The 21,656-nt window shown below is 73.0% G+C and carries 24 protein-coding genes; 17 read left to right on the top strand and 7 right to left on the bottom strand.

The annotated features are described in order from the left end of the window. Positions 1 to 100 precede the first annotated feature (100 nt). From EPD83_RS02325 to EPD83_RS02305, 5 genes are all read left to right on the top strand, one after another. Positions 101 to 1,765, top strand: coding sequence for a peptide ABC transporter substrate-binding protein (locus EPD83_RS02325; protein WP_128365612.1), 1,665 nt, complete (start codon positions 101 to 103; stop codon positions 1,763 to 1,765). A 212-nt stretch (positions 1,766 to 1,977) separates the two neighbouring features. Further along, positions 1,978 to 2,907 (top strand): ABC transporter permease, encoded by a 930-nt coding sequence (locus EPD83_RS02320; RefSeq protein ID WP_128365611.1) that lies wholly within the window; start codon positions 1,978 to 1,980, stop codon positions 2,905 to 2,907. Continuing rightward, positions 2,900 to 3,823: an ABC transporter permease gene (locus EPD83_RS02315; RefSeq protein WP_128365610.1), complete on the top strand. Its 924-nt coding sequence runs from the start codon at positions 2,900 to 2,902 to the stop codon at positions 3,821 to 3,823. The genes EPD83_RS02320 and EPD83_RS02315 overlap by 8 nt, the downstream gene beginning before the upstream one ends. A gap of 7 nt (positions 3,824 to 3,830) precedes the next feature. After that, complete coding sequence (locus tag EPD83_RS02310; protein ID WP_128365609.1) at positions 3,831 to 4,868, top strand: ABC transporter ATP-binding protein; 1,038 nt, start codon at positions 3,831 to 3,833, stop codon at positions 4,866 to 4,868. Further along, positions 4,861 to 6,090, top strand: a complete 1,230-nt coding sequence (locus tag EPD83_RS02305) for an ABC transporter ATP-binding protein (RefSeq protein ID WP_128365608.1) — start codon at positions 4,861 to 4,863, stop codon at positions 6,088 to 6,090. The genes EPD83_RS02310 and EPD83_RS02305 overlap by 8 nt, the downstream gene beginning before the upstream one ends. Positions 6,091 to 6,130: 40 nt before the next feature. Here the strand turns inward: EPD83_RS02305 and rsgA are convergent, their stop codons facing one another. Genes rsgA through EPD83_RS02290 form a run of 3 tightly spaced genes read right to left on the bottom strand, consistent with a single transcriptional unit; the run spans position 6,131 to position 9,037 of the window. Beyond that, complete coding sequence (gene rsgA / locus EPD83_RS02300; RefSeq protein ID WP_128365607.1) at positions 6,131 to 7,165, bottom strand: ribosome small subunit-dependent GTPase A; 1,035 nt, start codon at positions 7,163 to 7,165, stop codon at positions 6,131 to 6,133. Continuing rightward, the gene (gene aroA, locus EPD83_RS02295) at positions 7,165 to 8,508 is read right to left on the bottom strand and encodes a 3-phosphoshikimate 1-carboxyvinyltransferase (protein ID WP_165566162.1); all 1,344 of its coding nucleotides are present in this window, start codon (positions 8,506 to 8,508) and stop codon (positions 7,165 to 7,167) included. The genes rsgA and aroA overlap by 1 nt, the downstream gene beginning before the upstream one ends. Next, positions 8,495 to 9,037, bottom strand: a complete 543-nt coding sequence (locus tag EPD83_RS02290; protein WP_128368430.1) for a DoxX family protein — start codon at positions 9,035 to 9,037, stop codon at positions 8,495 to 8,497. The genes aroA and EPD83_RS02290 overlap by 14 nt, the downstream gene beginning before the upstream one ends. Positions 9,038 to 9,124: 87 nt before the next feature. Between EPD83_RS02290 and EPD83_RS02285 the strand changes: the two genes are divergently transcribed. The 4 genes from EPD83_RS02285 (at position 9,125) to rsrA (ending at position 11,621) form a co-directional block, all read left to right on the top strand. After that, on the top strand, positions 9,125 to 9,964 hold the full coding sequence (locus tag EPD83_RS02285; protein WP_165566161.1) for an SOS response-associated peptidase: 840 nt from the start codon (positions 9,125 to 9,127) through the stop codon (positions 9,962 to 9,964). Continuing rightward, on the top strand, positions 9,961 to 10,584 hold the full coding sequence (locus EPD83_RS02280; RefSeq protein WP_128368341.1) for an alpha/beta hydrolase family protein: 624 nt from the start codon (positions 9,961 to 9,963) through the stop codon (positions 10,582 to 10,584). Before EPD83_RS02285 ends, EPD83_RS02280 begins: the two co-directional genes overlap by 4 nt. Positions 10,585 to 10,719: 135 nt before the next feature. Then, a complete protein-coding gene (locus EPD83_RS02275) occupies positions 10,720 to 11,352 on the top strand; it encodes a sigma-70 family RNA polymerase sigma factor (RefSeq protein WP_128368342.1) in 633 nt (210 codons plus the stop codon). Beyond that, positions 11,352 to 11,621, top strand: a complete 270-nt coding sequence (gene rsrA / locus EPD83_RS02270) for a mycothiol system anti-sigma-R factor (RefSeq protein WP_128368343.1) — start codon at positions 11,352 to 11,354, stop codon at positions 11,619 to 11,621. The genes EPD83_RS02275 and rsrA overlap by 1 nt, the downstream gene beginning before the upstream one ends. A 91-nt stretch (positions 11,622 to 11,712) precedes the next feature. Here rsrA and EPD83_RS21020 read toward each other — a convergent pair whose 3' ends face one another. After that, positions 11,713 to 11,787 carry a 50S ribosomal protein bL37 gene (locus tag EPD83_RS21020; RefSeq protein WP_128368344.1) on the bottom strand — a complete coding sequence of 25 codons (75 nt, stop codon included), beginning with the start codon at positions 11,785 to 11,787 and terminating at the stop codon, positions 11,713 to 11,715. 160 nt (positions 11,788 to 11,947) lie between these two features. Between EPD83_RS21020 and EPD83_RS02265 the strand changes: the two genes are divergently transcribed. The 4 genes from EPD83_RS02265 to manA are packed head-to-tail and all read left to right on the top strand — an operon-like array spanning position 11,948 to position 15,886. Continuing rightward, entirely contained in the window at positions 11,948 to 12,085 is a 138-nt protein-coding gene (locus tag EPD83_RS02265) for a hypothetical protein (protein ID WP_164896773.1), read from the top strand. A 16-nt stretch (positions 12,086 to 12,101) separates the two neighbouring features. Continuing rightward, positions 12,102 to 13,361 carry an HD-GYP domain-containing protein gene (locus EPD83_RS02260; RefSeq protein WP_165566159.1) on the top strand — a complete coding sequence of 420 codons (1,260 nt, stop codon included), beginning with the start codon at positions 12,102 to 12,104 and terminating at the stop codon, positions 13,359 to 13,361. After that, the gene (locus EPD83_RS02255; protein WP_165566158.1) at positions 13,358 to 14,680 is read left to right on the top strand and encodes an HD-GYP domain-containing protein; all 1,323 of its coding nucleotides are present in this window, start codon (positions 13,358 to 13,360) and stop codon (positions 14,678 to 14,680) included. The genes EPD83_RS02260 and EPD83_RS02255 overlap by 4 nt, the downstream gene beginning before the upstream one ends. Positions 14,681 to 14,722: 42 nt before the next feature. Further along, a complete protein-coding gene (manA, locus tag EPD83_RS02250; protein WP_165566157.1) occupies positions 14,723 to 15,886 on the top strand; it encodes a mannose-6-phosphate isomerase, class I in 1,164 nt (387 codons plus the stop codon). A 76-nt stretch (positions 15,887 to 15,962) separates the two neighbouring features. Here manA and sodN read toward each other — a convergent pair whose 3' ends face one another. Then, a complete protein-coding gene (sodN, locus tag EPD83_RS02245) occupies positions 15,963 to 16,358 on the bottom strand; it encodes a superoxide dismutase, Ni (RefSeq protein ID WP_128368400.1) in 396 nt (131 codons plus the stop codon). 43 nt (positions 16,359 to 16,401) lie between these two features. After that, on the bottom strand, positions 16,402 to 16,731 hold the full coding sequence (locus EPD83_RS02240) for a S24 family peptidase (RefSeq protein WP_128368399.1): 330 nt from the start codon (positions 16,729 to 16,731) through the stop codon (positions 16,402 to 16,404). A 230-nt stretch (positions 16,732 to 16,961) separates the two neighbouring features. On the opposite strand from EPD83_RS02240, the gene EPD83_RS02235 reads away from it, so the two are divergent. Continuing rightward, the gene (locus tag EPD83_RS02235) at positions 16,962 to 18,155 is read left to right on the top strand and encodes an NAD(P)-dependent malic enzyme (RefSeq protein ID WP_235950298.1); all 1,194 of its coding nucleotides are present in this window, start codon (positions 16,962 to 16,964) and stop codon (positions 18,153 to 18,155) included. A gap of 18 nt (positions 18,156 to 18,173) precedes the next feature. Then, on the top strand, positions 18,174 to 18,788 hold the full coding sequence (locus EPD83_RS02230; protein WP_128368173.1) for an arsenate reductase/protein-tyrosine-phosphatase family protein: 615 nt from the start codon (positions 18,174 to 18,176) through the stop codon (positions 18,786 to 18,788). A 25-nt stretch (positions 18,789 to 18,813) separates the two neighbouring features. Here the strand turns inward: EPD83_RS02230 and rfbA are convergent, their stop codons facing one another. Then, positions 18,814 to 19,689, bottom strand: a complete 876-nt coding sequence (gene rfbA, locus EPD83_RS02225; protein ID WP_128368172.1) for a glucose-1-phosphate thymidylyltransferase RfbA — start codon at positions 19,687 to 19,689, stop codon at positions 18,814 to 18,816. Between the two features lie 55 nt (positions 19,690 to 19,744). On the opposite strand from rfbA, the gene rfbB reads away from it, so the two are divergent. Together rfbB and rfbD are read left to right on the top strand one after the other, a co-directional pair. After that, the gene (gene rfbB / locus EPD83_RS02220) at positions 19,745 to 20,752 is read left to right on the top strand and encodes a dTDP-glucose 4,6-dehydratase (RefSeq protein WP_128367592.1); all 1,008 of its coding nucleotides are present in this window, start codon (positions 19,745 to 19,747) and stop codon (positions 20,750 to 20,752) included. Beyond that, complete coding sequence (gene rfbD, locus EPD83_RS02215) at positions 20,752 to 21,627, top strand: dTDP-4-dehydrorhamnose reductase (protein ID WP_128367591.1); 876 nt, start codon at positions 20,752 to 20,754, stop codon at positions 21,625 to 21,627. Before rfbB ends, rfbD begins: the two co-directional genes overlap by 1 nt. Positions 21,628 to 21,656: the final 29 nt, after the last annotated feature.

The raw sequence follows: 21,656 nt of genomic DNA, 5'->3' as shown, positions 1-21,656 counted from the left end.
CCGGAGGGCGTCGCACCCAGGTGCACCCGATCGGGAGTACCCCTGGGGATGACCACCCGGACATCGGGTGGCTTGACCACATTCACGTAGGAGGACATCCATGCGAGGAACCACTCGCACGGTCGCCGTCGCGGCCATGTCTGCCGTGGCGCTGCTGGCCGCAGGCTGTGGCGGCGGTAGCAGCGACGACAGCTCGTCGACCGATGCCGCTGGCGGCTCGTCCGGGGGCGAGATCACCGTCTTCGGCTGCAACCCGCAGAACCCGCTCGTCCCGCAGAACACCGGTGAGACCTGTGGCGGCGACGTGCTCGACCCGGTCTTCTCGAAGCTCGTCCACTACGACAGCGACACCGCGGCCCCCGAGAACGACCAGGCCGAGTCGATCGAGACCGACGACAACCAGAACTTCACCATCAAGATCAAGCCGGACCTGAAGTTCCACGACGGCACGCCCATCACGGCCGAGAGCTTTGTCAAGGCCTGGAACTACGCCGCGTACGCCCCCAACGGCATGTACAACGGCTACTTCTTCGAGCCGGTCGAGGGCTTCGGTGACCTGCAGTGCACCGGCACCGACGAGGAGGACCCCTGCAAGGGGGCCGGCAAGGCCAAGAAGGAGGAGATGTCGGGCCTCAAGGTCGTCGACGACACCACCTTCACGATCAAGACCTCGCAGAAGGTCTCGAACCTGCCGGTGCGCCTCGGCTACCAGGCCTTCGCCGCTCTCCCGGACGCCTTCTACGACGACCCGGACGCCTTCGGTGACAAGCCGATCGGCTCGGGCCCGTACAAGCTGGAGGCCTGGAACAAGGAGCAGTCGATGGTCCTCGTGAAGAACGAGGACTACACCGGCGACTGGCCGGGCAAGGTCGACAAGATCACCTTCAAGATCTACCAGGAGGTCGACCCGGCGTACAACGACGTCCTCGCCGACAACCTGGACATCGTCACCTCGATCCCGGCGTCCGCGCTCATCGACGACAAGTACAAGTCGGACCTTCCGGACCGCAACGCCCAGAAGGAGACGGGTGTCATCCAGACGATGACCTTCGCTCCCGAGAAGGTCAGCCCGGACTACGCCGACCCGAAGATCCGCCAGGCGATCTCGATGGCCGTCGACCGCGACACCATCATCACGCAGATCTTCAACAACACGAAGGTCGCCGCCACCGGCTGGGTCTCCCCGGTCGTCGACGGCTACAAGGCCGACCAGTGCGGTGAGTACTGCACCTACGACCCGGCCAAGGCGAAGGCCCTGCTCGACGAGGCCGGCGGCTTCAAGGGCAAGCAGATCACCCTCTCCTACAACGCCGACGGCGGTCACAAGGAGTGGACCGAGGCCACCTGCAACAGCATCAAGCAGGCGCTCGGCGTCGACTGCGTCGCCAAGGGCGTCGTCGACTTCGCCACCTTCCGCGCCCAGATCGGCGAGGGCAAGATGCAGGGCATCTTCCGCACCGGCTGGCAGATGGACTACCCCTCGATCGAGAACTTCCTCGCCCCGCTCTACACGACCGGCGCGTCCTCGAACGACGGCAAGTACTCCAACCCGGAGTTCGACAAGCTCATCAAGGACGCCGCTGCGGCGACCGACGAGGCCGAGGCCAACAGCCTGTACCAGCAGGCCGAGGCGCTCCTCGCCAACGACATGCCCGCCGTGCCGCTCTGGTACAACAAGACGGTCATGGGCTGGTCGAACAAGGTCGACAACGTGAAGATCACCGCCTTCGGGACGGTCGACTACACCGCCGTCACCACCAAGTGAGGTAAGGGGACCGACAGGTTCCCCACCCCCACGCACGAGCCGTCGGCCTGTCAGCCACCCGCTGGCAGGCCGACGGCCGTGTCCGGGCCCGAAGGGCGGTGCGACACCGGGACGCCCCCGCCGATCCCGGCCCCCGCATGGTCTAGGTTCGTCCCCGGTACACCGTCACGCCGCCACCACCCCGAGGCGGCCCGAGATCCCCAGGAGGTGACATGGGCACCTACATCGTCAGGCGGATCCTCCAGATGATCCCGGTCCTCATCGGCTCGACGTTCCTGATCTTCATCATGGTGTTCGCGCTGCCGGGCGACCCGCTCGCCGGCAAGTGCGGAGAGCGCCCGTGCCCCCCGGCCTACGCGGCCGCGTTCAAGGAGAAGTACAACCTCAACGACCCGTGGTACGTCCAGTACGTCAAGTACGGCGCCAACCTCGCCCAGGGCGACTTCGGCGAGACGTACAACGGGATCAGCGTCGCCGAGCAGCTCAAGGACCGCTACCCGGTCACCGTGAAGCTCGGCGTCATGGCGCTGATCTTCGAGGGGGTCATCGGCGTCGTCGCGGGCGTGCTCACCGGCATCCGCAAGGGCGGGTTCCTCGACAACGTCGTGCTCATCTCGACCCTCGTCGTCATCTCCATCCCCATCTTCGTCATCGGCGGTGTGGCCCAGTACTTCCTCGGGGTCAAGTGGGGGATCTTCCCCGTGACGGTCACCTCCGGCGAGGCCACGGTGTACCAGCTGCTGCTGCCGGCGATCGTCCTGGGGTCGCTCTCCATCGCGTACGTCGCGCGGCTCACCCGGACCAACCTCGCCGAGAACCTGCGCTCGGACTACGTGCGCACCGCGATCTCCAAGGGGCTCACCAAGCGCCGCGCCTACGGGCTGCACGCGCTGCGCAACTCGCTGATCCCCGTCGTCACCTTCATGGGCTACGACTTCGGCGCCCTGCTCGGCGGTGCCATCGTCACCGAGAGCATCTTCAACATCCCCGGCATCGGCAACTACATCTTCCGCTCGATCCGGGCGCGCGACGGCGCGTCGGTCGTCGGCGCGGTGACGATCCTCGTGCTCGTCTACCTCGTCGTGAACCTCGTCGTCGACCTCTTGTACGGCCTGCTCGACCCGAGGATCAGCCATGACTGAACAGTCCGTCGTCGAAGAGACGCACGTCCAGGACCCGCACGACGCCGGCGAGGAGCGCTCGCTCGCCTCCGACGCCTGGCGGGCGATGCGCAAGAACCCGCTCTTCTGGATCTCCGCGGTGATGATCACCGTCTTCGTGCTCATGGCCGCCTTCCCGAGCCTGTTCACGAGCACGAGCCCCAACCAGCCGGTCCTCGCCGAGGCCCGGTCGCTGCCGGGCGACGGCACGTGGTTCGGCCGCGACTTCCAGGGCTACGACATCTACGCCCGCTGCATCTACGGCGCGCGGGCCTCCATCCTCGTCGGGCTCTTCACGACGATCGGCACCGTCCTCGTCGGCGGGGTCATCGGCGTGATGTCGGGCTACCTCGGCGGCTGGGTCGACTCGCTGCTCTCGCGCATCGGCGACGTCTTCTTCGCCATCCCGCTGCTGCTCGGCGCGATCATCTTCCTCGTCTCGCTGCCGGGGTTCTTCGACAGCAACTACCTGCTCATCGTGCTCAAGGTGGTGCTGGCCCTGGTCGTCCTCGGCTGGCCCAGCCTGGCCCGGCTCATGCGCAGCAGCGTCATCCAGGTCAAGCCGAACGACTACGTCCAGGCCGCCCGGGCCCTCGGGGCGAGCCCCGCCCGGGTCATCGGCTCGCACATCCTGCCGAACGCGCTGGCCCCGATGATCGTCGTCGCGACGATCAACCTCGGCGCCTACATCGCGGCCGAGGCGACGCTGTCCTTCCTCGGCATCGGCCTGCAGTACCCCGCCATCTCGTGGGGCATCGACATCAGCTCGGCGATCATCGGCCTGCGGACGACCCCGCACATGCTGTTCTTCCCGGGCCTGTTCCTGTCCCTCGCCGTCCTCGCGTTCATCATGCTCGGCGACGCCGTGCGTGACGCCCTCGACCCGAAGAGCAGGTGACCCGCCCATGACGGACACCACGACCCGGCCCTCCGCGTCGGGAGAGACCGAGTACGTCCCCCAGGACGGCAAGCTGCTGGAGGTCGAGGACCTCCACGTCGAGTTCCACACCGCCGACGGCGTGGCCAAGGCCATCAACGGCGTCTCGTTCGACCTCCACCAGGGCGAGTCCCTGGCCATCCTCGGCGAGTCCGGCTCGGGCAAGTCGGTGACGGCCCAGGCGATCATGGGCATCCTCGACATGCCGCCCGCGGTCATCCCGGGCGGGCACATCCGCTACTGCGGCCAGGACCTGCTGACGATGCCGGAGGAGCAGCGGCGCAAGACCCGCGGCCCCGAGGTCTCGATGATCTTCCAGGACGCGCTGTCGGCGCTGAACCCGGTCTTCCCGGTCGGCTGGCAGATCGCCGAGATGTTCCGGATCCACCGGGACATGAACAAGAGCGACGCCCTGGAGCAGGCCGTCCGGCTCATGGAGCGGGTGCAGATCCCCGGTGCCAAGGACCGGGTCAAGGCCTACCCGCACCAGTTCTCCGGCGGTATGCGCCAGCGCATCATGATCGCCGTGGCCATCGCGCTCGACCCGGCGGTGCTCATCGCCGACGAGCCGACCACGGCGCTCGACGTCACGGTGCAGGCGCAGATCATGAGCCTGCTCGAGGAGCTGCAGGAGGAGCGCCAGATGGGGCTCATCCTCATCACCCACGACCTCGGCGTCGTCGCCGACGTCGCGGACCGGATCGCGGTGATGTACGCCGGCCGGCTCGTCGAGAAGGCCGACGTGCACGACCTGTACGCCTCCCCGGCGCACCCGTACACCCGCGGCCTCCTGGAGTCGATCCCACGCCTGGACCAGAAGGGCCAGACGCTGGCCGCCATCGGCGGGCTGCCGCCCAACCTCATGCGCATCCCCGACGGGTGCGCCTTCAACCCGCGCTGCCGGATGGCGCAGGACCGGTGCCGCACGGAGGTCCCGGAGCTGCGCGAGGTCGCCCCCGGGCGACTGTCCGCCTGCCACTTCGCCGAGGAGGTCATCGATGCCTGAGGTCGTCCTCAGCGCCCAGGACCTGGTCAAGCACTACCCGATCAAGAAGGGCGTGCTGCGCCGGACCGTGGGCCACGTCAAGGCCGTCGACGGGGTGTCCTTCGACCTGCACAAGGGCGAGACCCTCGGCATCGTCGGCGAGTCCGGGTGTGGCAAGTCCACGCTCGGGCGGCTGCTCATGCGGCTCGAGGAGCCGACGGCGGGCTCGGTGTCCTTCGAGGGCCAGGACTTCTCCGGCGCCTCGGCCCGGGACACCCGGCGCCTGCGGCGCAACATCCAGATCGTCTTCCAGGACCCGTACACCTCGCTCAACCCGCGCATGACGGTCGGTGACATCGTCGGCGAGCCGTTCGAGATCCACACCGACGTCGTGCCCAAGGGCGGGCGGCGCAAGCGGGTCCAGGAGCTGCTGGACCTCGTCGGGCTCAACCCCGAGCACATCAACCGCTACCCGCACCAGTTCTCCGGTGGCCAGCGTCAGCGCATCGGCATCGCCCGGGGCATCGCGCTCAACCCCCGGGTGCTCATCTGCGACGAGCCGGTGTCCGCGCTGGACGTGTCGGTGCAGGCGCAGGTCGTCAACCTCATGGAGAAGCTCCAGGACGAGCTCGGGCTGGCGTACGTGTTCATCGCGCACGACCTGTCCGTCGTCCGGCACATCTCCGACCGGGTCGGGGTCATGTACCTCGGGCGGATGGCCGAGCTGGGCGAGGAGGACGAGATCTACGCCCGGCCCACCCACCCGTACACCCAGGCGCTGCTCTCGGCCGTGCCGGTGCCGGACCCGACGCTGCGCGGCAAGCGCGAGCAGATCGTCCTCGAGGGCGACGTGCCCTCGCCGGCGAACCCGCCCTCGGGCTGCCGCTTCCACACCCGGTGCTGGAAGGTGCAGGACCGCTGCCGCGAGGTCGAGCCCGAGCTCGAGCTGCGCGAGGACGGCGCCGGCCGGCACATGTCGGCCTGCCACTTCGCCGAGCCGCGGGTCATCGTCGAGACCACCGACGTCAGCGACCAGAAGCACGACGACCGGTTCGCCAGCAGCGACGTCGAGGACCTCAGCGACGCCGGGGCGGGGATGGGCAGCGAGGGCGGCGGGGAGACCACGGACTCCCCGGACGCGTCCGTGGCCGCCCGGGCCGAGGCGATGGACGGGGACCGCCACGTCGGCGAGGACCCCGTGCGGATCTCGGAGGACCCGAGCGAGGGCGAACGCCCGCGCTGACCCGTCTCCACGTACCGGACGGCCGCGGCCGCAGGACCCCTCAGGAGTCCTCGCCCGCGGCCGTCCGCGTCCGCAGCAGCCGCCGCAGCGACTCCAGACGGGAGGGCCCGGCGGGGCCGGCGGCCCCGGAGGCCACCCACGCGTCGAGGGCGCACTCCTCCTCGTCGTGGGTGCAGCCGCGCGGGCAGCCCTGCGTGCCGGGCTCGAGGTCGGGGAAGTGGCCGACGATGCGCGCCGGGTCGACGTGGGCGAGCCCGAAGGAGCGCACCCCCGGGGTGTCGATGACCCACCCGTCGTCGTCGGGCAGGGCCAGGGCGATGGCGGAGGTCGAGGTGTGCCGTCCCCGGCCGGTGACGTCGTTGACGACGCCGACGGCGCGCTCGGCCGCCGGGACGAGGGCGTTGACGAGGGTCGACTTGCCGACGCCGGAGTGCCCGACGAGGACGCTAACCCGCCCGGCGAGGGCGTCGTGCAGGTCCGCGAGGCCGGTGAGGCCCCCGGCGCCGTCGGTGTGCGCGGTGACGACGTGCGGGACCGACAGCGGCGCGTAGGTCTCCAGGAAGGGGCCGGGGTCGGCGAGGTCGGCCTTGGTGAGGACGAGGAGGGGGTCCATGCCGGCGTCGTAGGCGGCGACGAGGCAGCGGTCGATGAGCCGGGGCCGCGGCTCGGGGTTGACGAGGGCGGAGACGACGACGAGCTGGTCGGCGTTCGCGACGAGCACCCGCTCGACCGGGTCGGTGTCGTCGGCGGTGCGGCGCAGGGTCGTCGTGCGCGGCACGACCCGCACGATGCGGGCGAGGGAGCCGTCCGCCCCCGAGGTGTCCCCGACGAGCCGGACGTCGTCGCCGACGACGATGCCCTTGCGCCCGAGCTCGCGCGCCCGCATGGCCAGGACGACGTGCCGGTCGCTGCCCTCGCCGACGAGCGTGGTGTAGCGGCCCCTGTCCACGGTGACGACGCGCCCGGGCACGGCGTCCTCGTGCTTGGGGCGCTCCTTGCTGCGCGGACGCGAGCCGCGCGGGTTGGGCCGGACCCGGACGTCGGACTCGTCGTAGTCCCGCGCGGACCTCGCCATCAGGCCTGCGCGCCGACCCGCTCGCGGAGCATCCGGTCCCACAGCGCCGTGAACTCCGGCATCGTCTTGGCGACCGTGCCGACGTCCTCGACGACGACGCCCGGCACCGCGAGCCCCAGCACCGCCGCGGCCATGACCATCCGGTGGTCGGCGTAGGTGTGGAACCGCCCGGCCCGCAACGGCCGGGGGGTGATGCGCAGGCCGTCCTCGGTCTCGTCCACCCCGCAGCCCAGCCGGTCGAGCTCGGTGTGCAGCGCCCGGAGCCGGTCGGTCTCGTGGCCGCGGATGTGGGCGACGCCGCGGATGACGCTCGGGCCGTCGGCGAGCGCGGCGAGCGCGGCGACGACGGGGGTGAGCTCGCTGGAGTCGTGCAGGTCGACGTCGACGCCGAGGATGCCCCCGCCGGCGGTGACCGTGAGCCCCGAGCGGTCGAGGACGACGTCGGCGCCCATCATGTCGACGACCTCGCGGACGAAGTCACCGCCCTGGGTCGTGTACTGCGGCCAGCCGGGCACGTGCACCCGGCCCCCGGTGACGAGTGCCGCGGCGAGGAACTGGGCGGCGTTGGACAGGTCGGGCTCGACCTGGACGTCGAGGGCGTTGACCTCGCTGGGCTCGACCCGCCAGGTGTGCGGCTCGGCGTCGTCGACGACGACCCCGGCGTCGCGCAGCGTCTCGACCGTCATCTCGATGTGCGGCAGGCTGGGGACGGCCTTGCCGTCGTGGTGGACGGTGACGCCCTCCTCGAAGCGGGCGGCGGACAGCAGCAGCCCGGAGACGAACTGCGAGGAGGCGGACGCGTCGATCGTCACCGTCCCGCCGCGCACGGACCCGGCGCCGTGGACGGTGAAGGGCAGCCCGCCCCGGTCGTCGTCGTCGACCCCGACGCCGAGGGCGCGCAGCGCACCGAGCACGGGCGCCATCGGGCGGCGACGCGCGTGGGGGTCGCCGTCGAAGCGCACCGGCCCGTCCGCGAGGCCCGCGAGCGGGGGGACGAAGCGCATGACGTTGCCGGCGAGGCCGCAGTCGACGTCGGTGTCGCCGCGCAGCGGACCCGGTGTGACGAGCCAGTCCCCGTCGTCGACGTCGTCGACCCCGGTCCCGAGCGCCCGCAGGGCCCCGGCCATGAGGTGGGTGTCGCGCGAGCGCAGGGGGGCCCGCAGCCGCGAGACCTCGCCGGCGTGCGCGGCGAGGACGAGGTAGCGGTTGGTGAGGGACTTGCTGCCGGGCAGGACGACCCGGGCGTCGACCGGGCCGTCGGCGGCCGGCGCCGCCCAGTCGCCGTCGGCGGGCGGCGCGGCGGGCGACCCCGGCGGGGGATGGTCCTCGTCAGCCGAAGGCATGCTGGGCCTGGACCGCCTTGAGCTTCGCCTCGGTGGTCGCGGTGCGGGCCGCGTGGCGGGCCTCGCGGCGGGTCTGGCGCACGGCGCGCTGCACGCTCTCGTTGGCCAGGTGCGCCCGGTAGGCGACGCCCGGCTTGCCCTCGGTGTCGACGGCGGCGAGGAGCAGGCCACCGAGCAGGCCGAGGTTCTTCAGCAGGTGGATGCGCTGCTGGGCGCGGGCCTGCGGGTCCTCGACCGTCCAGTACTGGTGGGCCGAGACCGTCGTCGGCACGAGCGTCGCGGCGAGGACCACGGCCGAGGCCCGCGGGAACCTCCCGAGCGCGAGCATCGTGCCCGCTCCGACCATGGCGATGCCGTTGGCGCGCACGAGCAGCTCGGTGTCCTCGGGCAGGCGCAGCAGCGGCGCGAGCTTCTGGACGACGGGCCGGGCGGTGTCGGTCTTCGCGGACGGGTGCTTCAGCTGGTCGGCACCCCCGACGACGAACATCGACGCGAGCAGGGGTCGGGCGACGCGGCGCACGAGGGACATCCGCTACCTCCAGGTCGGGGACGGTGCTACAGGCACGTTCTCGTCCTACCGTAGTTGCTGCGAGGACCGCTGCGTAGCCTGAGGTGCATGTGTGGGCGCTACGCCGCGACGGCGAACCCGGACGAGCTCGTGCTCGAGTTCGAGGTCGAGCAGGACCGCACCGCGGAGCCCACGCGCAGCATCCTCAAGAACCCGCAGCAGCCGCCGCCGGGGCGTCCGGACCACAACATGGCGCCGACCAAGCAGGCGCCGGTCGTCCTCAGCCGCGCGCCGCGCGAGGACCGGGCGGCCGCCGCCACCCGCCAGCTGCGCCTCCTCACCTGGGGGCTGGTCCCGAGCTGGGCCAAGAGCGCCGGGGAGGGGGCGCGGATGATCAACGCCCGCGTCGAGACCGTGGCCGACAAGCCCGCCTACGCCCGAGCGCTCGCGGCCCGCCGCTGCCTCGTGCCCGCCCGCGGCTGGTACGAGTGGCAGGCGTCGCCGACGGCGCTCGACGCCAAGGGCAAGCCCCGCAAGCAGCCGTTCTTCACGACCCGGGCGGACGGCGGCAGCGTCGCCATGGCCGGGCTCTACGAGTTCTGGCGCGACCCCGCCGTCACCGACGGCGAGGACCCGGACGCCTGGCTCACGACCTTCACCGTCGTCACCGGGCCGGCCGAGCCCGGGCTGGACCGCATCCACGACCGCCAGCCGATGGTCCTCGACCGCGGCGACTGGGACGCCTGGCTCGACCCGGCGACGGGCGCGGCCGACGCGCTGGGGCTGCTCGCGCCGCACGAGCCCGGCCGGTTCACCGCGTGGCCGGTCTCGCGTGCGGTGAGCGGGAACCGGGCCAACGGGCCGCAGCTGCTCGAGCCGCTGCCGGCCGAGGAGCTCGTCGGCGTCGTCGACCCCGAGACCGGCGAGGTCCTGGGGCCGCCCGCATGACCGAGGCGCTCGTCCCCACCCCGTCCGGCGACGCGCGGACCACGACGAGCGAGCCGTCCGGGCCGCCGCGGGGCACCCTCGTCCTCGGGCACGGCGCCGGTGGGCTGCGCTGGACCGCCGACGTGCTCGCCGTGCGCGACGCCGCGCTCGAGCGGGGCTGGCGGGTCGTCCTCGTCGACCAGCCGTGGCGCGTCGCGGGCAAGCGGATGGGCCCGACGGCGCCGACGCTCGACCCCGCCTGGGTGGCAGTGCTCGCCGCCCTGTCCCCCGCGCGCAAGCTCGTCGTCGGCGGACGCAGCGCCGGCGCCCGGGTCGCCTGCCGCACCGCCGCGCAGGTGGGGGCCGAGCACGTCCTCGCCCTGTCCTTCCCGCTGCACCCGCCGGGCCGGCCGGACCGCTCCCGGGCCGAAGAGCTGGCCCGGCCCGCCGCCGACGGCATCGGCGTCGATGTCGTCCAGGGCCGCACCGACCCGTGGGGGCGCCCCGACGAGCTGCGCGCCGTCGCGCCGGCGTCGGTCACCCTCACCGAGGTGACCGGCACCCACTCCCTCGGCCGGGCGGGCGGGGCGGTCGCGGCCGCCGCCGTCGCCGTGCTGGACCGGGTGGCCGCCCGCACCTGACCGGCACGGCGGTCGTGGAATGACCGGCCCCCGACCGGTGTTCCACCCGCGGCACAGCACCGGAGAAGGGAAGGGCATCCCGTGTTCGTCCTCGACACGACGGCACCGCGTGGGGCGCGGTTAGGCTGGGACGCGATGAGCACCCCCCAGACCCCCGTCGACGACGCGACCGAGGTCGACGTCGCCACCGAGAGCCCCGAGGAGCGGCAGGCCCGCTTCGAGCGCGAGGCGCTGCCCCTCCTGGACCAGCTCTACGCGGCCGCGATGCGGACCACCCGCAACCCGGCCGACGCCGAGGACCTGCTCCAGGAGACCTACGCCAAGGCCTACGCGGCCTTCCACCAGTACAAGCCCGGCACGAACCTGCGCGCCTGGATGTACCGGATCCTCACCAACACCTACATCAACAGCTACCGCAAGAAGCAGCGCGAGCCGCAGCAGTCCGACAGCTCCGACGTCGAGGACTACCAGCTGGCCCGGGCGGAGTCGCACACCTCGGCCGGGCTCAAGTCCGCCGAGGCCGCGGCCCTGGAGCACCTGCCCGACACCGAGGTGACCCGGGCGCTGCAGGACCTGCCCGAGGACTTCCGGATGGCCGTCTACCTCGCCGACGTCGAGGGCTTCGCGTACAAGGAGATCGCCGAGATCATGGGCACCCCCATCGGGACCGTGATGTCGCGGCTCCACCGCGGACGGCGCCAGCTGCGCGCGATGCTCACCGGCTACGCCCGCGAGCGCGGGCTCGTCGGGGCGGCGGAGGAGAAGTGATGTCGAACGCCCAGCACCCAGGACACGGCGACTGCTCCGAGGTCCTGCACCACATCTACGAGTACCTCGACGGCGAGATGAGCCCGGAGGACGTACGACGCGTCGCCACGCACCTCGCCGAGTGCCGGCCGTGCCTGGCCGAGCACGACCTCGACGCCGCCGTGAAGCAGGTCGTCAAGCGGTCCTGCCCGGACGAGGCCGTCCCGGACGCGCTGCGGATGCGCGTCGTGCGGAGCATCACGGTCGTGCGATCCGAGCGCGAGGGCTGAGGGGGACAGGCCGGACGCGCGGACCCGCCCGCGAACACGGAAGGACCCGGTGTGCTGGTTGCACACCGGGTCCTTGGGCGTCGGAGACCGCTCAGGCGTTGGGGCGCCGGCCGTGGTTGGCCTTGCTGCCCTTGCGCGAGCGGCGCTTGCGGGCGCGCTTGCTCATCGATGGATCCTCTTCGGACGGGGAATGCCGGACGGACCACCCGTGAACAGGTGTGGTCCGTGTGATTGTCGCACAAGTTCCTGCGTGGGAGACTGGCCCTACCTCCTGACCGCCCCGGAGCACGCGGGTCGGGGGTTCACCTCTGAAAGGAAACAGTCTCATGCGCACCTTCCGTACCACTCTCGCCGTTCTCGCCCTCGCCGCCCTCGGTGTCGCCGCCCCGGCGTCGGCCATGGCCGCCCCGTCGTCGCCGATCGAGAAGACCCCGCTCCAGCTCAGCTGGAACTGGGGCAAGTGAGGCACGTCGCACCACGATGACCGAGCGAGCACCCGACGAGCGAGGAGGAGGACCGGACAGCCGGGACACGGCGACCCAGGGGTACATCGCGGTCGTCGTCCTCCTCGCCGTCGGGCTGCTCGCCCTGGTCTGGCACGAGCTCGACGTCAGCCTCGACGGCGGGTTCGTCGTCTTCGTGGTCCTCGTCGTCGCCCTCCGGTTCGTCCCGGAGGCGGTCGTCGAGGGACGGACCCAGCTCTCACTCTCGAGCACGCTGCTGCTCTCGTGCCAGGCCATCGTCGGTCCCGCGGGAGCGGGCGTCCTCGGCGCCCTCCTCGGAGGGCTCCAGGGGCGCTCGCTCCCGGCGCAGTACCGCGTGTTCAACGCGGCGCAGAACTCGGTGATGGGCACCCTCGGGGGGCTCGCCTTCGCGGCCACCGGCGGTGACGTCGGCGTCGAGACGGTGGGCGAGGCGCTGCGGTCCATCGCCCTCCCGCTCTTCGTCGCCGACCTCGTCCAGGTGGTCGGCAACCTCGTGCTGCTCTCCGGTGTCGTCATGGTCTCCGGCACCGGCTCCCTGCGCACCACCACCCTCCCGCTGCTGCGCAGCACCGGCCCGGCGTACGTCGGCTACGGGTCGATCGCGCTCATCATGGTCGTCCTGTGGGAGCCCGCGATGATCGGCGCCACGTCGGCCCTGCTCGTCCTCGCCCCCCTGCTCGTCGCCCAGTGGGCCTACCGCCAGCACGCCGAGGACCTGCGCGGCCAGGACCAGGTGCTGCAGGTGCTCGTCGCCGCCGTCGAGGCCAAGGCCCCCCACCTGGCCGGCCACAGCGCCCGGGTCGCGGCGCTCAGCCAGCGGCTGGCCGAGGACCTCGGCCTCGGTCCGCGGGGCGTGGCCGACGCCCGGCTGGCCGGCATGCTGCACGACCTCGGCCAGACCACGATGCCGACGGGTCTCGTGCGGGAGAGCACCACCGTCGCCGCGGAGGCGGGGTACCCGGCGCGCGGCGCCGCCCTGCTGACCCACCTCGGCTTCCTCGCCGGCACCCTCGACCCCATCGCCCGGCACCGCGAGGCCCTCGACGAACGCCCCGACGGGAGCACCCTCGTGGCCCGGATCGTCGGCGTCTCCGACACCTACGACCTCCTCACCGCCATCGGCGACCCCGACGGCCGCGTCCTCACCCCCACCGAGGCGCTGGACCGGATCCGGACCCGCCCCGGCGTCGACGACCGGCTCATGGCCGCGCTCGAGTCGGCGGTCCTGCGCGCCGAGGTCCGGTCGGGCGCGTGAGGGCGGTCCGACCGGAGCGGCCCGTCGCGGCCCTGGCCGGGGTGGTGGCGGCGGTCCTCGTCGTCCTCGCGCTGTACTCCTCGGGCTCCGACCTCGGCACGCTCCTGGGGTCGCACGTCGTCACCCTGCCCGTGCTCGTCGTCGCGATCGTGCTCGGCGAGGTCGTCCGGATCCGGATGCCGAGCGGCCGCGACACCGCGCCCCTGGCCACCGCCACCGCGCTCGCCGTCGTCTTCCTCGGCCCCATCGAGGGCCAGCCGCCCTTCGACGTCGACGCCGGGCTCGTCGTCCTCGTCGTCACCCTCGCCCTCCTGCTCGCGGCGCTCGTCCGGCGGGTGCGGGGGCGCGCGGTCGGCGTCCCGCTGCTCGCGGCCCGGGTGCTCGGCGTCGGCACCGCCGCGTGGATGGCCCGGTCCTGGGGTCCCGAGGGCAGCACCCTGTGGGACCTGGAGTACGAGCACCGTTCGCTCGGGGTCGTCGCGCTGGCCATGGCCCTCGTGGCCGGGCTGGGCCTGGTCGTCGAGCTCCTGCTCGTCGCCGCGATCCGCGCCGAGCGCCAGCGCACCCCGCTGTCGGCCGCGGTCCGCGACGAGCTGGGGGAGGCCGCGCCGCTGACCTTCGCCGTCGCCGTCATCGGGCCGATGGTGGCGCTCATGGCGCCGGTGCTCGGCCTGCTCGCCCTGCCGGTGGCGCTCGTCCCGCTGGCCATGGCGTACTCCGCCGTCGGCCAGTTCGTCCGCAACCGCGCGACAAACCGGCTGCTCGTCGCGACGCTGTCGCGCCTCACCGAGGAGGGCGGCTACACCGCGCAGCGGCACGCCGAGCGGGTCTCGGAGCTGTCGCTGCGGATGGGCCGCGTGCTCGGGCTGGGCGAGGCCGAGCTGCGCACGCTCGAGTACGCCGCGCTGCTGCACGACCTCGGGCAGATCACCCTGCGCGACCCGATCCCGGGCGGGGCGACGGTGCTGGCCGCGCCGAGCGACCAGCGGGACATCGCCTCCGAGGGCGCGCAGATCATCCGGCAGGCCGAGACCCTCGGCCTCGTGGCCGACTACGTCGACGCCCAGACCACCCCGTACCGGCTCGTGCGCGAGCACGCTCGCGAGGTCCCGCTGCCCGCACGGATCATCAAGTGCGCCAACGCCTTCGACGACCTCAGCGGGGGCTCCGACGAGCCCGCCGACGTCGAGCGCGCGATGGAGCGCATCCTCCTCGGGCTGGGCTACGAGTACGACCCCGACGTCGTCGACGCGCTGACCCGCGTCGTCGACGACGCCGCGGTCGGCCGGGTCGTCGAGGGCGAGGTCGCCGCGCGCTAGAGTCTGGGTGCCCGACGCCCGACCCGCCCGGAGGGGTACCCGGTGGACCGCCTCGACCCCGTCGTCTTCACCGACGCGTGGGGCTCGTTCGTGTCGATCGCGAGCCTCCAGGGCCGGCCCATCCCGACCCCCGAGCCGGAGTCCGAGCTGTGGATGGGCGCCCACGAGAGCGGGCCGGCGGGCACCGACCGCCCGGGGTCCCCCGACCTCGCGGCGGTGATCGAGGCCGACCCCGCCGCCGAGCTCGGCGGCGAGTGCGTCGAGCGCTTCGGGCCGCGGCTGCCCTTCCTCCTCAAGGTCCTCGCGCCCGGCCGCGCCATCTCCATCCAGGTGCACCCGACGGCCGAGCAGGCCCGTGCGGTCCGCGCCCGCACCGGGGACGCGGTGTACGTCGACGACTTCGCCAAGCCCGAGCTGCTGCTGGCCATCGCCCCCTTCGAGGTCTTCGTCGGGATGCGCGCGCCGGAGGCGGTGGCCGAGATCGCCCGGCGCCTGGACGTCCCCGACCTCACCCGCGCCGTCGCGGACGCCGCCGGCACCCCCGACCCGGCGCACACCGTGCTGCGGGCCGTCCTGGAGACCCCCGCCGAGCACGTCGCCGGCCTCGTCCGCGAGGTCGTCGCCGCCTGTGTCCGCCTGTCCGAGACCGCCGACGAGATCGGCGCGGCCGCCGCCGCGGTCGTCGAGGTGGCCGAGATGCACCCCGACGACATCGGCGTCGTCGTCCTCCTGCTCATGCACCACCGGCTGCTCGCGCCGGGGGAGTACGTCGACGTCGCCGCCGGCGTGCTGCACTCCTACGTCCGCGGCCTGGGCATCGAGGTGCTCGCGAACTCCGACAACGTCGTGCGGGCCGGGCTCACCTCCAAGGAGGTCAACGTCCCCGAGCTGCTGCGGGTCGTCGACCCCCGCGCCGACGGCGTCGCCGGACGGGGCCGCGCGGTGGCCGACGGCGTCGAGGTCTTCGACTCGGCCTCGGACCGCTTCCTCCTGCACCGGGTGGCCACCGGGCGCCCGCTGCCGGGGGCCGGGCCGCGGGTCGTGTTCTGCCTGCGCGGCCGGGTGACGCTGCGCAGCGGGTCCGGCCGCGTCCTCGAGCTCGGCGACACCGGGTCGGCCTTCCTCCCGGCCCACGAGCGGGAGGTCCTGCTCGAGGGCGACGGCGAGGTCTACGTCGTCGCCGTCCCCGGGCTCACCGCCTCCTGACACCGCCCCCCGACACCGCGACGGCGGACGCCCCCCCGGGGGGACGTCCGCCGTCGCGGTGCGGGTGAGCGCAGGCTCAGGCCTTCTTGGTCTCCCAGAAGATGGTCGAGATCTCCTCGATCTTCGCGAGGAGCTCGTCGGCCTTGGCCTCGTCGAACTCGCCCTTGGTGCCCGAGGCGCCCGCCAGCTTGGTCGCCTCGTTGAAGAGGGTGTGCAGGTTCGGGTACTTCTCGAAGTGCGGGGGCTTGAAGTAGTCGGTCCACAGCACCCACAGGTGGTGCTTGACCAGCTCGGAGCGCTGCTCCTTGATGATGGTCGCGCGGACCCGGAAGTCGGCGTCGTCGTTGTCGGCGACCTTCTGGCAGATCATCTTGACCGACTCGGCCTCGATGCGCGCCTGGGCGGGGTCGTAGACGCCGCACGGGAGGTCGCAGTGCGCGGAGACCTCGGTGATGCGGAACGGGGACAGCATGTGTCGCTCCTACTCTGTCGTGGACGTACGGTCGTTCCTCAACCTACCCCAGCCCCCGCCACACCAATCCGAGCACGACCGCCCGGATCGCCTCGTCCGGCAGGCCGCCGACGTCGAAGGAGGTCACGCCCTCGGCGGGGTTGTCCGCGTCGACCCACCAGCGCGCCGGGTCGCCCGGGTCGCGGCCGGTGACGCGCTTGACCGCCAGCGGCCGGGGACGGCCCGCGGGGTCCGGCGGTAGGTCGACGACGTGGGCGCGGCCGGGTCGCGGGCGGCCGCCACGCAGGACGAGCAGCACGTCGCCGTCCCGGTAGGTCGGGAGCATCGAGCGGCCCCGCACCCGGACCAGGGCCAGGGCCCGGCGCGTCGTCATGGGCACGCATCGTGCCACCGCGACGAGCGTCACACCGCCGCGGCCCCGCAGGAGGGGGACTGCCGCCGCCGCGCCGTGCCATGCTGTGGCCCTCCGGCGGACACCACCGCCCCGCGACGAGCCCGGGACGCAGACCCCCGTCCCGCTCGGGTCGCCCCTCCCGTGCCGATCCGGCGCGCCGCCCCGCCGCACCCCTGCGGCGACCCTCCGCGTCCCCTCCAGGAGCCCCCGTGTCCGCGTCACCCGCCCTGCCCCCCGTCGACCCGCGGAGCCCGGTGTTCCGCGCCCACGAGGGCGGGAAGCTGGGGGTCCACGCGACGCAGGCCCTGCGCGGGCGGGAGGACCTGTCCCTGCTCTACACCCCCGGTGTCGCGGAGGTCTCGCTCGCGGTCGCCGCCGACCCGGCCCTGGCCTCCCGGTACACCGGCCGCGGGAACTCGGTGGCCGTCGTCAGCGACGGCACCGCCGTCCTCGGGCTCGGCGACATCGGCCCGCTCGGCGCCCTGCCGGTCATGGAGGGCAAGGCGGTGCTGTTCAAGCACTTCGCCGGCATCGACGCCGTGCCCGTCGTCATGGAGACCGGCACGGTCGAGGAGATCGTCGAGGCGGTGGCCCGGATCGCGCCGACCTACGGCGGCATCAACCTCGAGGACATCTCGGCGCCGCGCTGCTTCGAGATCGAGGAGCGGCTGCGCGAGCGGCTCGACATCCCGGTCTTCCACGACGACCAGCACGGCACCGCGATCGTCGTGCTCGCGGGGCTGCACAACGCCGCCGACGTCATCGGCCGCCGGCTCGAGGACCTGCGCGTCGTCGTCGCCGGGGCCGGCGCCGCCGGGGTCGCCGTCACCCGGCTGCTCCAGCGCGCGGGGGTGCGCGACGTCGTCGTCTGCGACTCCCGCGGGATCCTGCACCCCGGACGCTCCGGCCTCACCGAGCACAAGCAGCGCCTCGCGGTGTCGACGAACCCGCGCGGGCTCACCGGTCCGCTCGCCGCCGCGCTCGCCGGGGCCGACTGCTACGTCGGGGTGTCCGGGGGGACGGTGCCCGAGGAGCAGGTGGCGTCGATGCGCCCCGGCGGGATCGTCTTCGCCCTGGCCAACCCCACCCCGGAGGTCCACCCCGACGTCGCGCACCGGCACGCGGCGGTCGTCGCCACCGGCCGGTCGGACTTCCCGAACCAGATCAACAACGTGCTCGCCTTCCCCGGGATCTTCCGCGGGGCGCTGGACGCCGGGGCCACCGAGATCACCGAGGCGATGAAGCTCGCGGCGGCGCGGGCCGTCGCCGACGTCGTCACCGAGCCGACGGCGGACCGGATCGTGCCCTCCGTCTTCGAGCCCGGGGTGGCCGACGCCGTCGCCGACGCGGTGCGCCGCCTCGCGCCGACCCGGCGCGGCCGGGGTGCGGCAGCGGCGGGGTGACCTAGGCTGGCGCTCGTCATGAGTGCCGCCGACCCCACGCCCACCGAGCCGGTCCGGCTGCTCACCGTCTGCACGGGGAACATCTGCCGCTCGCCGTACGCCGCCGTCCTGCTGCAGCACGGCCTGGCCTGGGCCCGGCCCGGGGCCTTCGAGGTCACGAGCGCCGGGACGCACGCGCTCGTCGGCAGACCGATGGACCCGGGCTCGCGCGCGCTGCTCGACGCCAAGGGCATCCCGGTGACGACCGCGCCGGCCCGGCTGCTCGTGTCGTCGTCGGTGGCGCAGCAGGCCATGGTGCTCGTCATGTCCGAGCGGCACCGCGAGGTCGTCCTCGACGAGTGCCCGTCGGTGCACCGCCGCACCCTCGGCGTCCTCGACCTCGCGCGTGCGCTCGTCGCGGTCTCGGGCACCTACCACTGGCCCGAGCTGCTCGCCGACGCCGGCGCCAAGGAGGTCCGGGGGCGCTGGCGGGTGCTGCCCGAGATGCTGCTCGCCGTCGGGGCGATGCCGGGCAAGGTCACCGAGGTCGACGACCCCTACGGCCGGGGCAGCGACGCGTTCGGGCGGATGGCGAGGACCCTCGACGAGGCGGTGCGCACCATCGTCTACTGGGAGGCCCAGTTCGCCCGCTGAGCGCGGGTCCGGCCGGGGCGGGTCGTCAGCGGCCGCGGCCGCGCGCCAGGCAGGCGTGCAGGTAGTCGCCGTAGCCGGACTTGGTGAGCCCGTCGCCGAGCGCCCGCAGCCGCTCGTCGTCGATCCAGCCGGCCCGCCACGCGATCTCCTCGACGCAGCCGACCTTGTGGCCCTGGCGGGCCTCGACGACGTGGACGAAGTGGCTCGCGTCCATGAGGCTCTCGAACGTCCCGGTGTCCAGCCACGCCGTGCCGCGGGGGAGCACGGTGACGGTGAGCTCGCCACGGCGCAGGTACGCGTCGTTGACGGCGGTGATCTCCAGCTCGCCGCGGGCGCTCGGGGTGAGCGTCCGGGCGATCTCCAGGACGCGGTTGTCGTAGAAGTACAGGCCGGGCACGGCGAAGTCGGAGCGGGGGCGCTCGGGCTTCTCCTCGATGCTGAGGACCGTGCCGTCGTCGTCGAACTCGACGACGCCGTAGGCCGTCGGGTTGCTCACGTGGTAGGCGAAGACGTGCCCGCCGCGCACGTCGCTCAGCGTCCGCAGCGCCCGGCCGAGCCCGGTGCCGTGGAAGATGTTGTCGCCGAGGACGAGGGCCACGCTGTCGTCGCCGACGAAGTCCGCGCCGATGACGAACGCCTGCGCCAGGCCCTCGGGGCGCGGCTGCTCGGCGTAGGTCAGCTCGATCCCCCACTGTGACCCGTCGCCGAGCAGGCGCTGGAACTGCGCCTGGTCCTCGGGGGTGGTGATGACGAGGATCTCCCGGATGCCCGCCATCATGAGCGTCGAGAGCGGGTAGTAGACCATCGGCTTGTCGTAGATCGGCATGAGCTGCTTGGAGATGGCCCGGGTGATCGGGTGCAGCCTGGTGCCGGAGCCTCCGGCGAGGACGATGCCCTTCATGGGTCGCGACCCTATCGACCCGTGCGCGCGGCCACGGCCCCGTAGGCTGGTTCGCATGAAGGTTCTCGTGACGGGTGGGGCCGGGTTCATCGGCAGCAACTTCGTGCGGCGCACCCTGGAGACCCGTCCCGGGGCCGAGGTCACGGTGCTCGACGCGATGACCTACGCCGGGTCGGCGGGCTCCCTGGACGGCGTGCTGGACCGGGTCCGGCTCGTCGAGGGCGACGTCGCGGACGCCGCCGTCGTCGAGCCGCTCGTGGCCGACGCGGACGTCGTCGTCCACTTCGCGGCCGAGTCCCACAACGACAACTCCCTCGCCGACCCCTCGCCGTTCGTGCGGACCAACCTCGTCGGGACCTTCACGCTGCTGGAGGCCGCACGACGGCACGACGTGCGCTACCACCACATCTCCACCGACGAGGTCTACGGCGACCTCGAGCTCGACGACCCGAAGCGGTTCACCGAGGACACCCCCTACGCCCCGAGCTCGCCGTACTCGGCGTCCAAGGCGGGCTCGGACCACCTCGTCCGGGCCTGGGTGCGCTCCTTCGGGCTGCGGGCGACGCTCTCGAACTGCTCGAACAACTACGGCCCGCGCCAGCACGTCGAGAAGTTCATCCCGCGCCAGGTGACGAACGTCCTCGTCGGCGAGCGGCCCAAGCTCTACGGCGACGGGCTCAACGTGCGCGACTGGATCCACGTCGACGACCACAACGACGCCGTGTGGACCGTCCTGGACCACGGCCGGATCGGTGAGACCTACCTCGTCGGCGCGGACGGCGAGATGAGCAACCGGGACGTCATCGCGCTCGTCCTCGAGCTCATGGGCGAGGACCCGGACGCCTACGACCACGTCACCGACCGCGCCGGGCACGACCGCCGCTACGCCATCGAGGCCGGGAAGCTGCGCCAGGAGCTCGGCTGGTGCCCGCGCTACGAGACCTTCCGCGAGGGCCTGGCCGCGACGATCGACTGGTACCGCACGCACGAGGACTGGTGGCGCCCCGCGAAGGAGGCCACCGAGGCCAAGTACGCGCTGACCCAGCAGGTGCTCGCCCGCTGATGGCGCGCTGGCTCGTCGCCGGGGCCGCCGGCATGCTCGGCACCGACCTCTGCGCGGTGCTGCTGGCGGCCGGCCACGACGTGACGCCCGGTGACCTGCCGGACCTCGACGTCCTGGACCCCGCCTCCTGCGCCGCCGCCGTCGCCGGCCACGACGTCGTCGTCAACTGCGCCGCGTACACCGCGGTCGACGCCGCCGAGGGCGACGAGAGCACCGCGTTCGCCGTCAACGCCGTCGGCGCCGCCACCCTGGCCCGGGCCACGGCGGAGGCGGGGGCCTCGCTCGTGCAGGTGTCCACCGACTACGTCGTCGCGGGGGACGGCCACGAGCCCTACCCGGCCGACGCGCCGGTGTCGCCGGCCTCGGCCTACGGGCGGACCAAGGCGGCGGGGGAGTGGGCCGCGCGCGCCGAGTGCCCGCGCACCTGGGTGGTCCGCACCGCGTGGCTCTACGGCGCGCACGGGCGCAGCATCCCGGCCACCGTCGCCCGGCTGGCGGCCGAGCGCGAGACCTTCTCGTTCGTCGCCGACCAGGTGGGGCAGCCGACGTGGACGGTCGACCTGGCCGAGGGGATCGTGCGTCTCGTCGAGGCCGGGGCGCCCTACGGCACCTGGCACGGGACCAACGGCGGGTCGACGTCGTGGCACGGGCTGGCGCAGGCGGTGCTGGAGGAGCTCGGCCTCGACCCCTCCCGGGTGCGGCCGGTGACGACCGCCGAGTACCCGCTGCCCGCGCCCCGGCCGTCCTACAGCGTCCTCGCCCACGACATGTGGGTCGAGCACGGGCTGAATCCCCTGCCCGACTGGCGCGACGCCCTGCACCGCGCCGCCCCCGTCCTCTTCGGCGACGCCGCCGGGTCCACCGAACGTGTGTGAACACGCCGCGGATCTCCGGCGTGTTCACA

The sequence above is a fragment of the Phycicoccus flavus genome (genome assembly GCF_004025965.2).
GTDB classification, from domain to species: Bacteria; Actinomycetota; Actinomycetes; order Actinomycetales; family Dermatophilaceae; genus Phycicoccus; species Phycicoccus flavus.
This window is presented reverse-complemented; position numbering and strand designations above follow the sequence as displayed.

Coding starts and splice junctions, on each gene's coding strand:
- EPD83_RS02315 (WP_128365610.1), top strand. CDS start 2,900: ATGACTGAACAGTCCGTCGTCGAAGAGACGCACGTCCAGGACCCGCAC.
- EPD83_RS02240 (WP_128368399.1), bottom strand. CDS start 16,731: ATGACGACGCGCCGGGCCCTGGCCCTGGTCCGGGTGCGGGGCCGCTCG.
- EPD83_RS02310 (WP_128365609.1), top strand. CDS start 3,831: ATGACGGACACCACGACCCGGCCCTCCGCGTCGGGAGAGACCGAGTAC.
- sodN (WP_128368400.1), bottom strand. CDS start 16,358: ATGCTGTCCCCGTTCCGCATCACCGAGGTCTCCGCGCACTGCGACCTC.
- rsrA (WP_128368343.1), top strand. CDS start 11,352: ATGTCGAACGCCCAGCACCCAGGACACGGCGACTGCTCCGAGGTCCTG.
- EPD83_RS02290 (WP_128368430.1), bottom strand. CDS start 9,037: ATGTCCCTCGTGCGCCGCGTCGCCCGACCCCTGCTCGCGTCGATGTTC.
- rsgA (WP_128365607.1), bottom strand. CDS start 7,165: ATGGCGAGGTCCGCGCGGGACTACGACGAGTCCGACGTCCGGGTCCGG.
- EPD83_RS02230 (WP_128368173.1), top strand. CDS start 18,174: ATGAGTGCCGCCGACCCCACGCCCACCGAGCCGGTCCGGCTGCTCACC.
- rfbB (WP_128367592.1), top strand. CDS start 19,745: ATGAAGGTTCTCGTGACGGGTGGGGCCGGGTTCATCGGCAGCAACTTC.
- EPD83_RS02265 (WP_164896773.1), top strand. CDS start 11,948: ATGCGCACCTTCCGTACCACTCTCGCCGTTCTCGCCCTCGCCGCCCTC.
- EPD83_RS02305 (WP_128365608.1), top strand. CDS start 4,861: ATGCCTGAGGTCGTCCTCAGCGCCCAGGACCTGGTCAAGCACTACCCG.
- aroA (WP_165566162.1), bottom strand. CDS start 8,508: ATGCCTTCGGCTGACGAGGACCATCCCCCGCCGGGGTCGCCCGCCGCG.
- EPD83_RS02285 (WP_165566161.1), top strand. CDS start 9,125: ATGTGTGGGCGCTACGCCGCGACGGCGAACCCGGACGAGCTCGTGCTC.
- EPD83_RS02280 (WP_128368341.1), top strand. CDS start 9,961: ATGACCGAGGCGCTCGTCCCCACCCCGTCCGGCGACGCGCGGACCACG.
- EPD83_RS02325 (WP_128365612.1), top strand. CDS start 101: ATGCGAGGAACCACTCGCACGGTCGCCGTCGCGGCCATGTCTGCCGTG.
- rfbA (WP_128368172.1), bottom strand. CDS start 19,689: ATGAAGGGCATCGTCCTCGCCGGAGGCTCCGGCACCAGGCTGCACCCG.
- rfbD (WP_128367591.1), top strand. CDS start 20,752: ATGGCGCGCTGGCTCGTCGCCGGGGCCGCCGGCATGCTCGGCACCGAC.
- EPD83_RS02275 (WP_128368342.1), top strand. CDS start 10,720: ATGAGCACCCCCCAGACCCCCGTCGACGACGCGACCGAGGTCGACGTC.
- EPD83_RS02320 (WP_128365611.1), top strand. CDS start 1,978: ATGGGCACCTACATCGTCAGGCGGATCCTCCAGATGATCCCGGTCCTC.
- EPD83_RS02260 (WP_165566159.1), top strand. CDS start 12,102: ATGACCGAGCGAGCACCCGACGAGCGAGGAGGAGGACCGGACAGCCGG.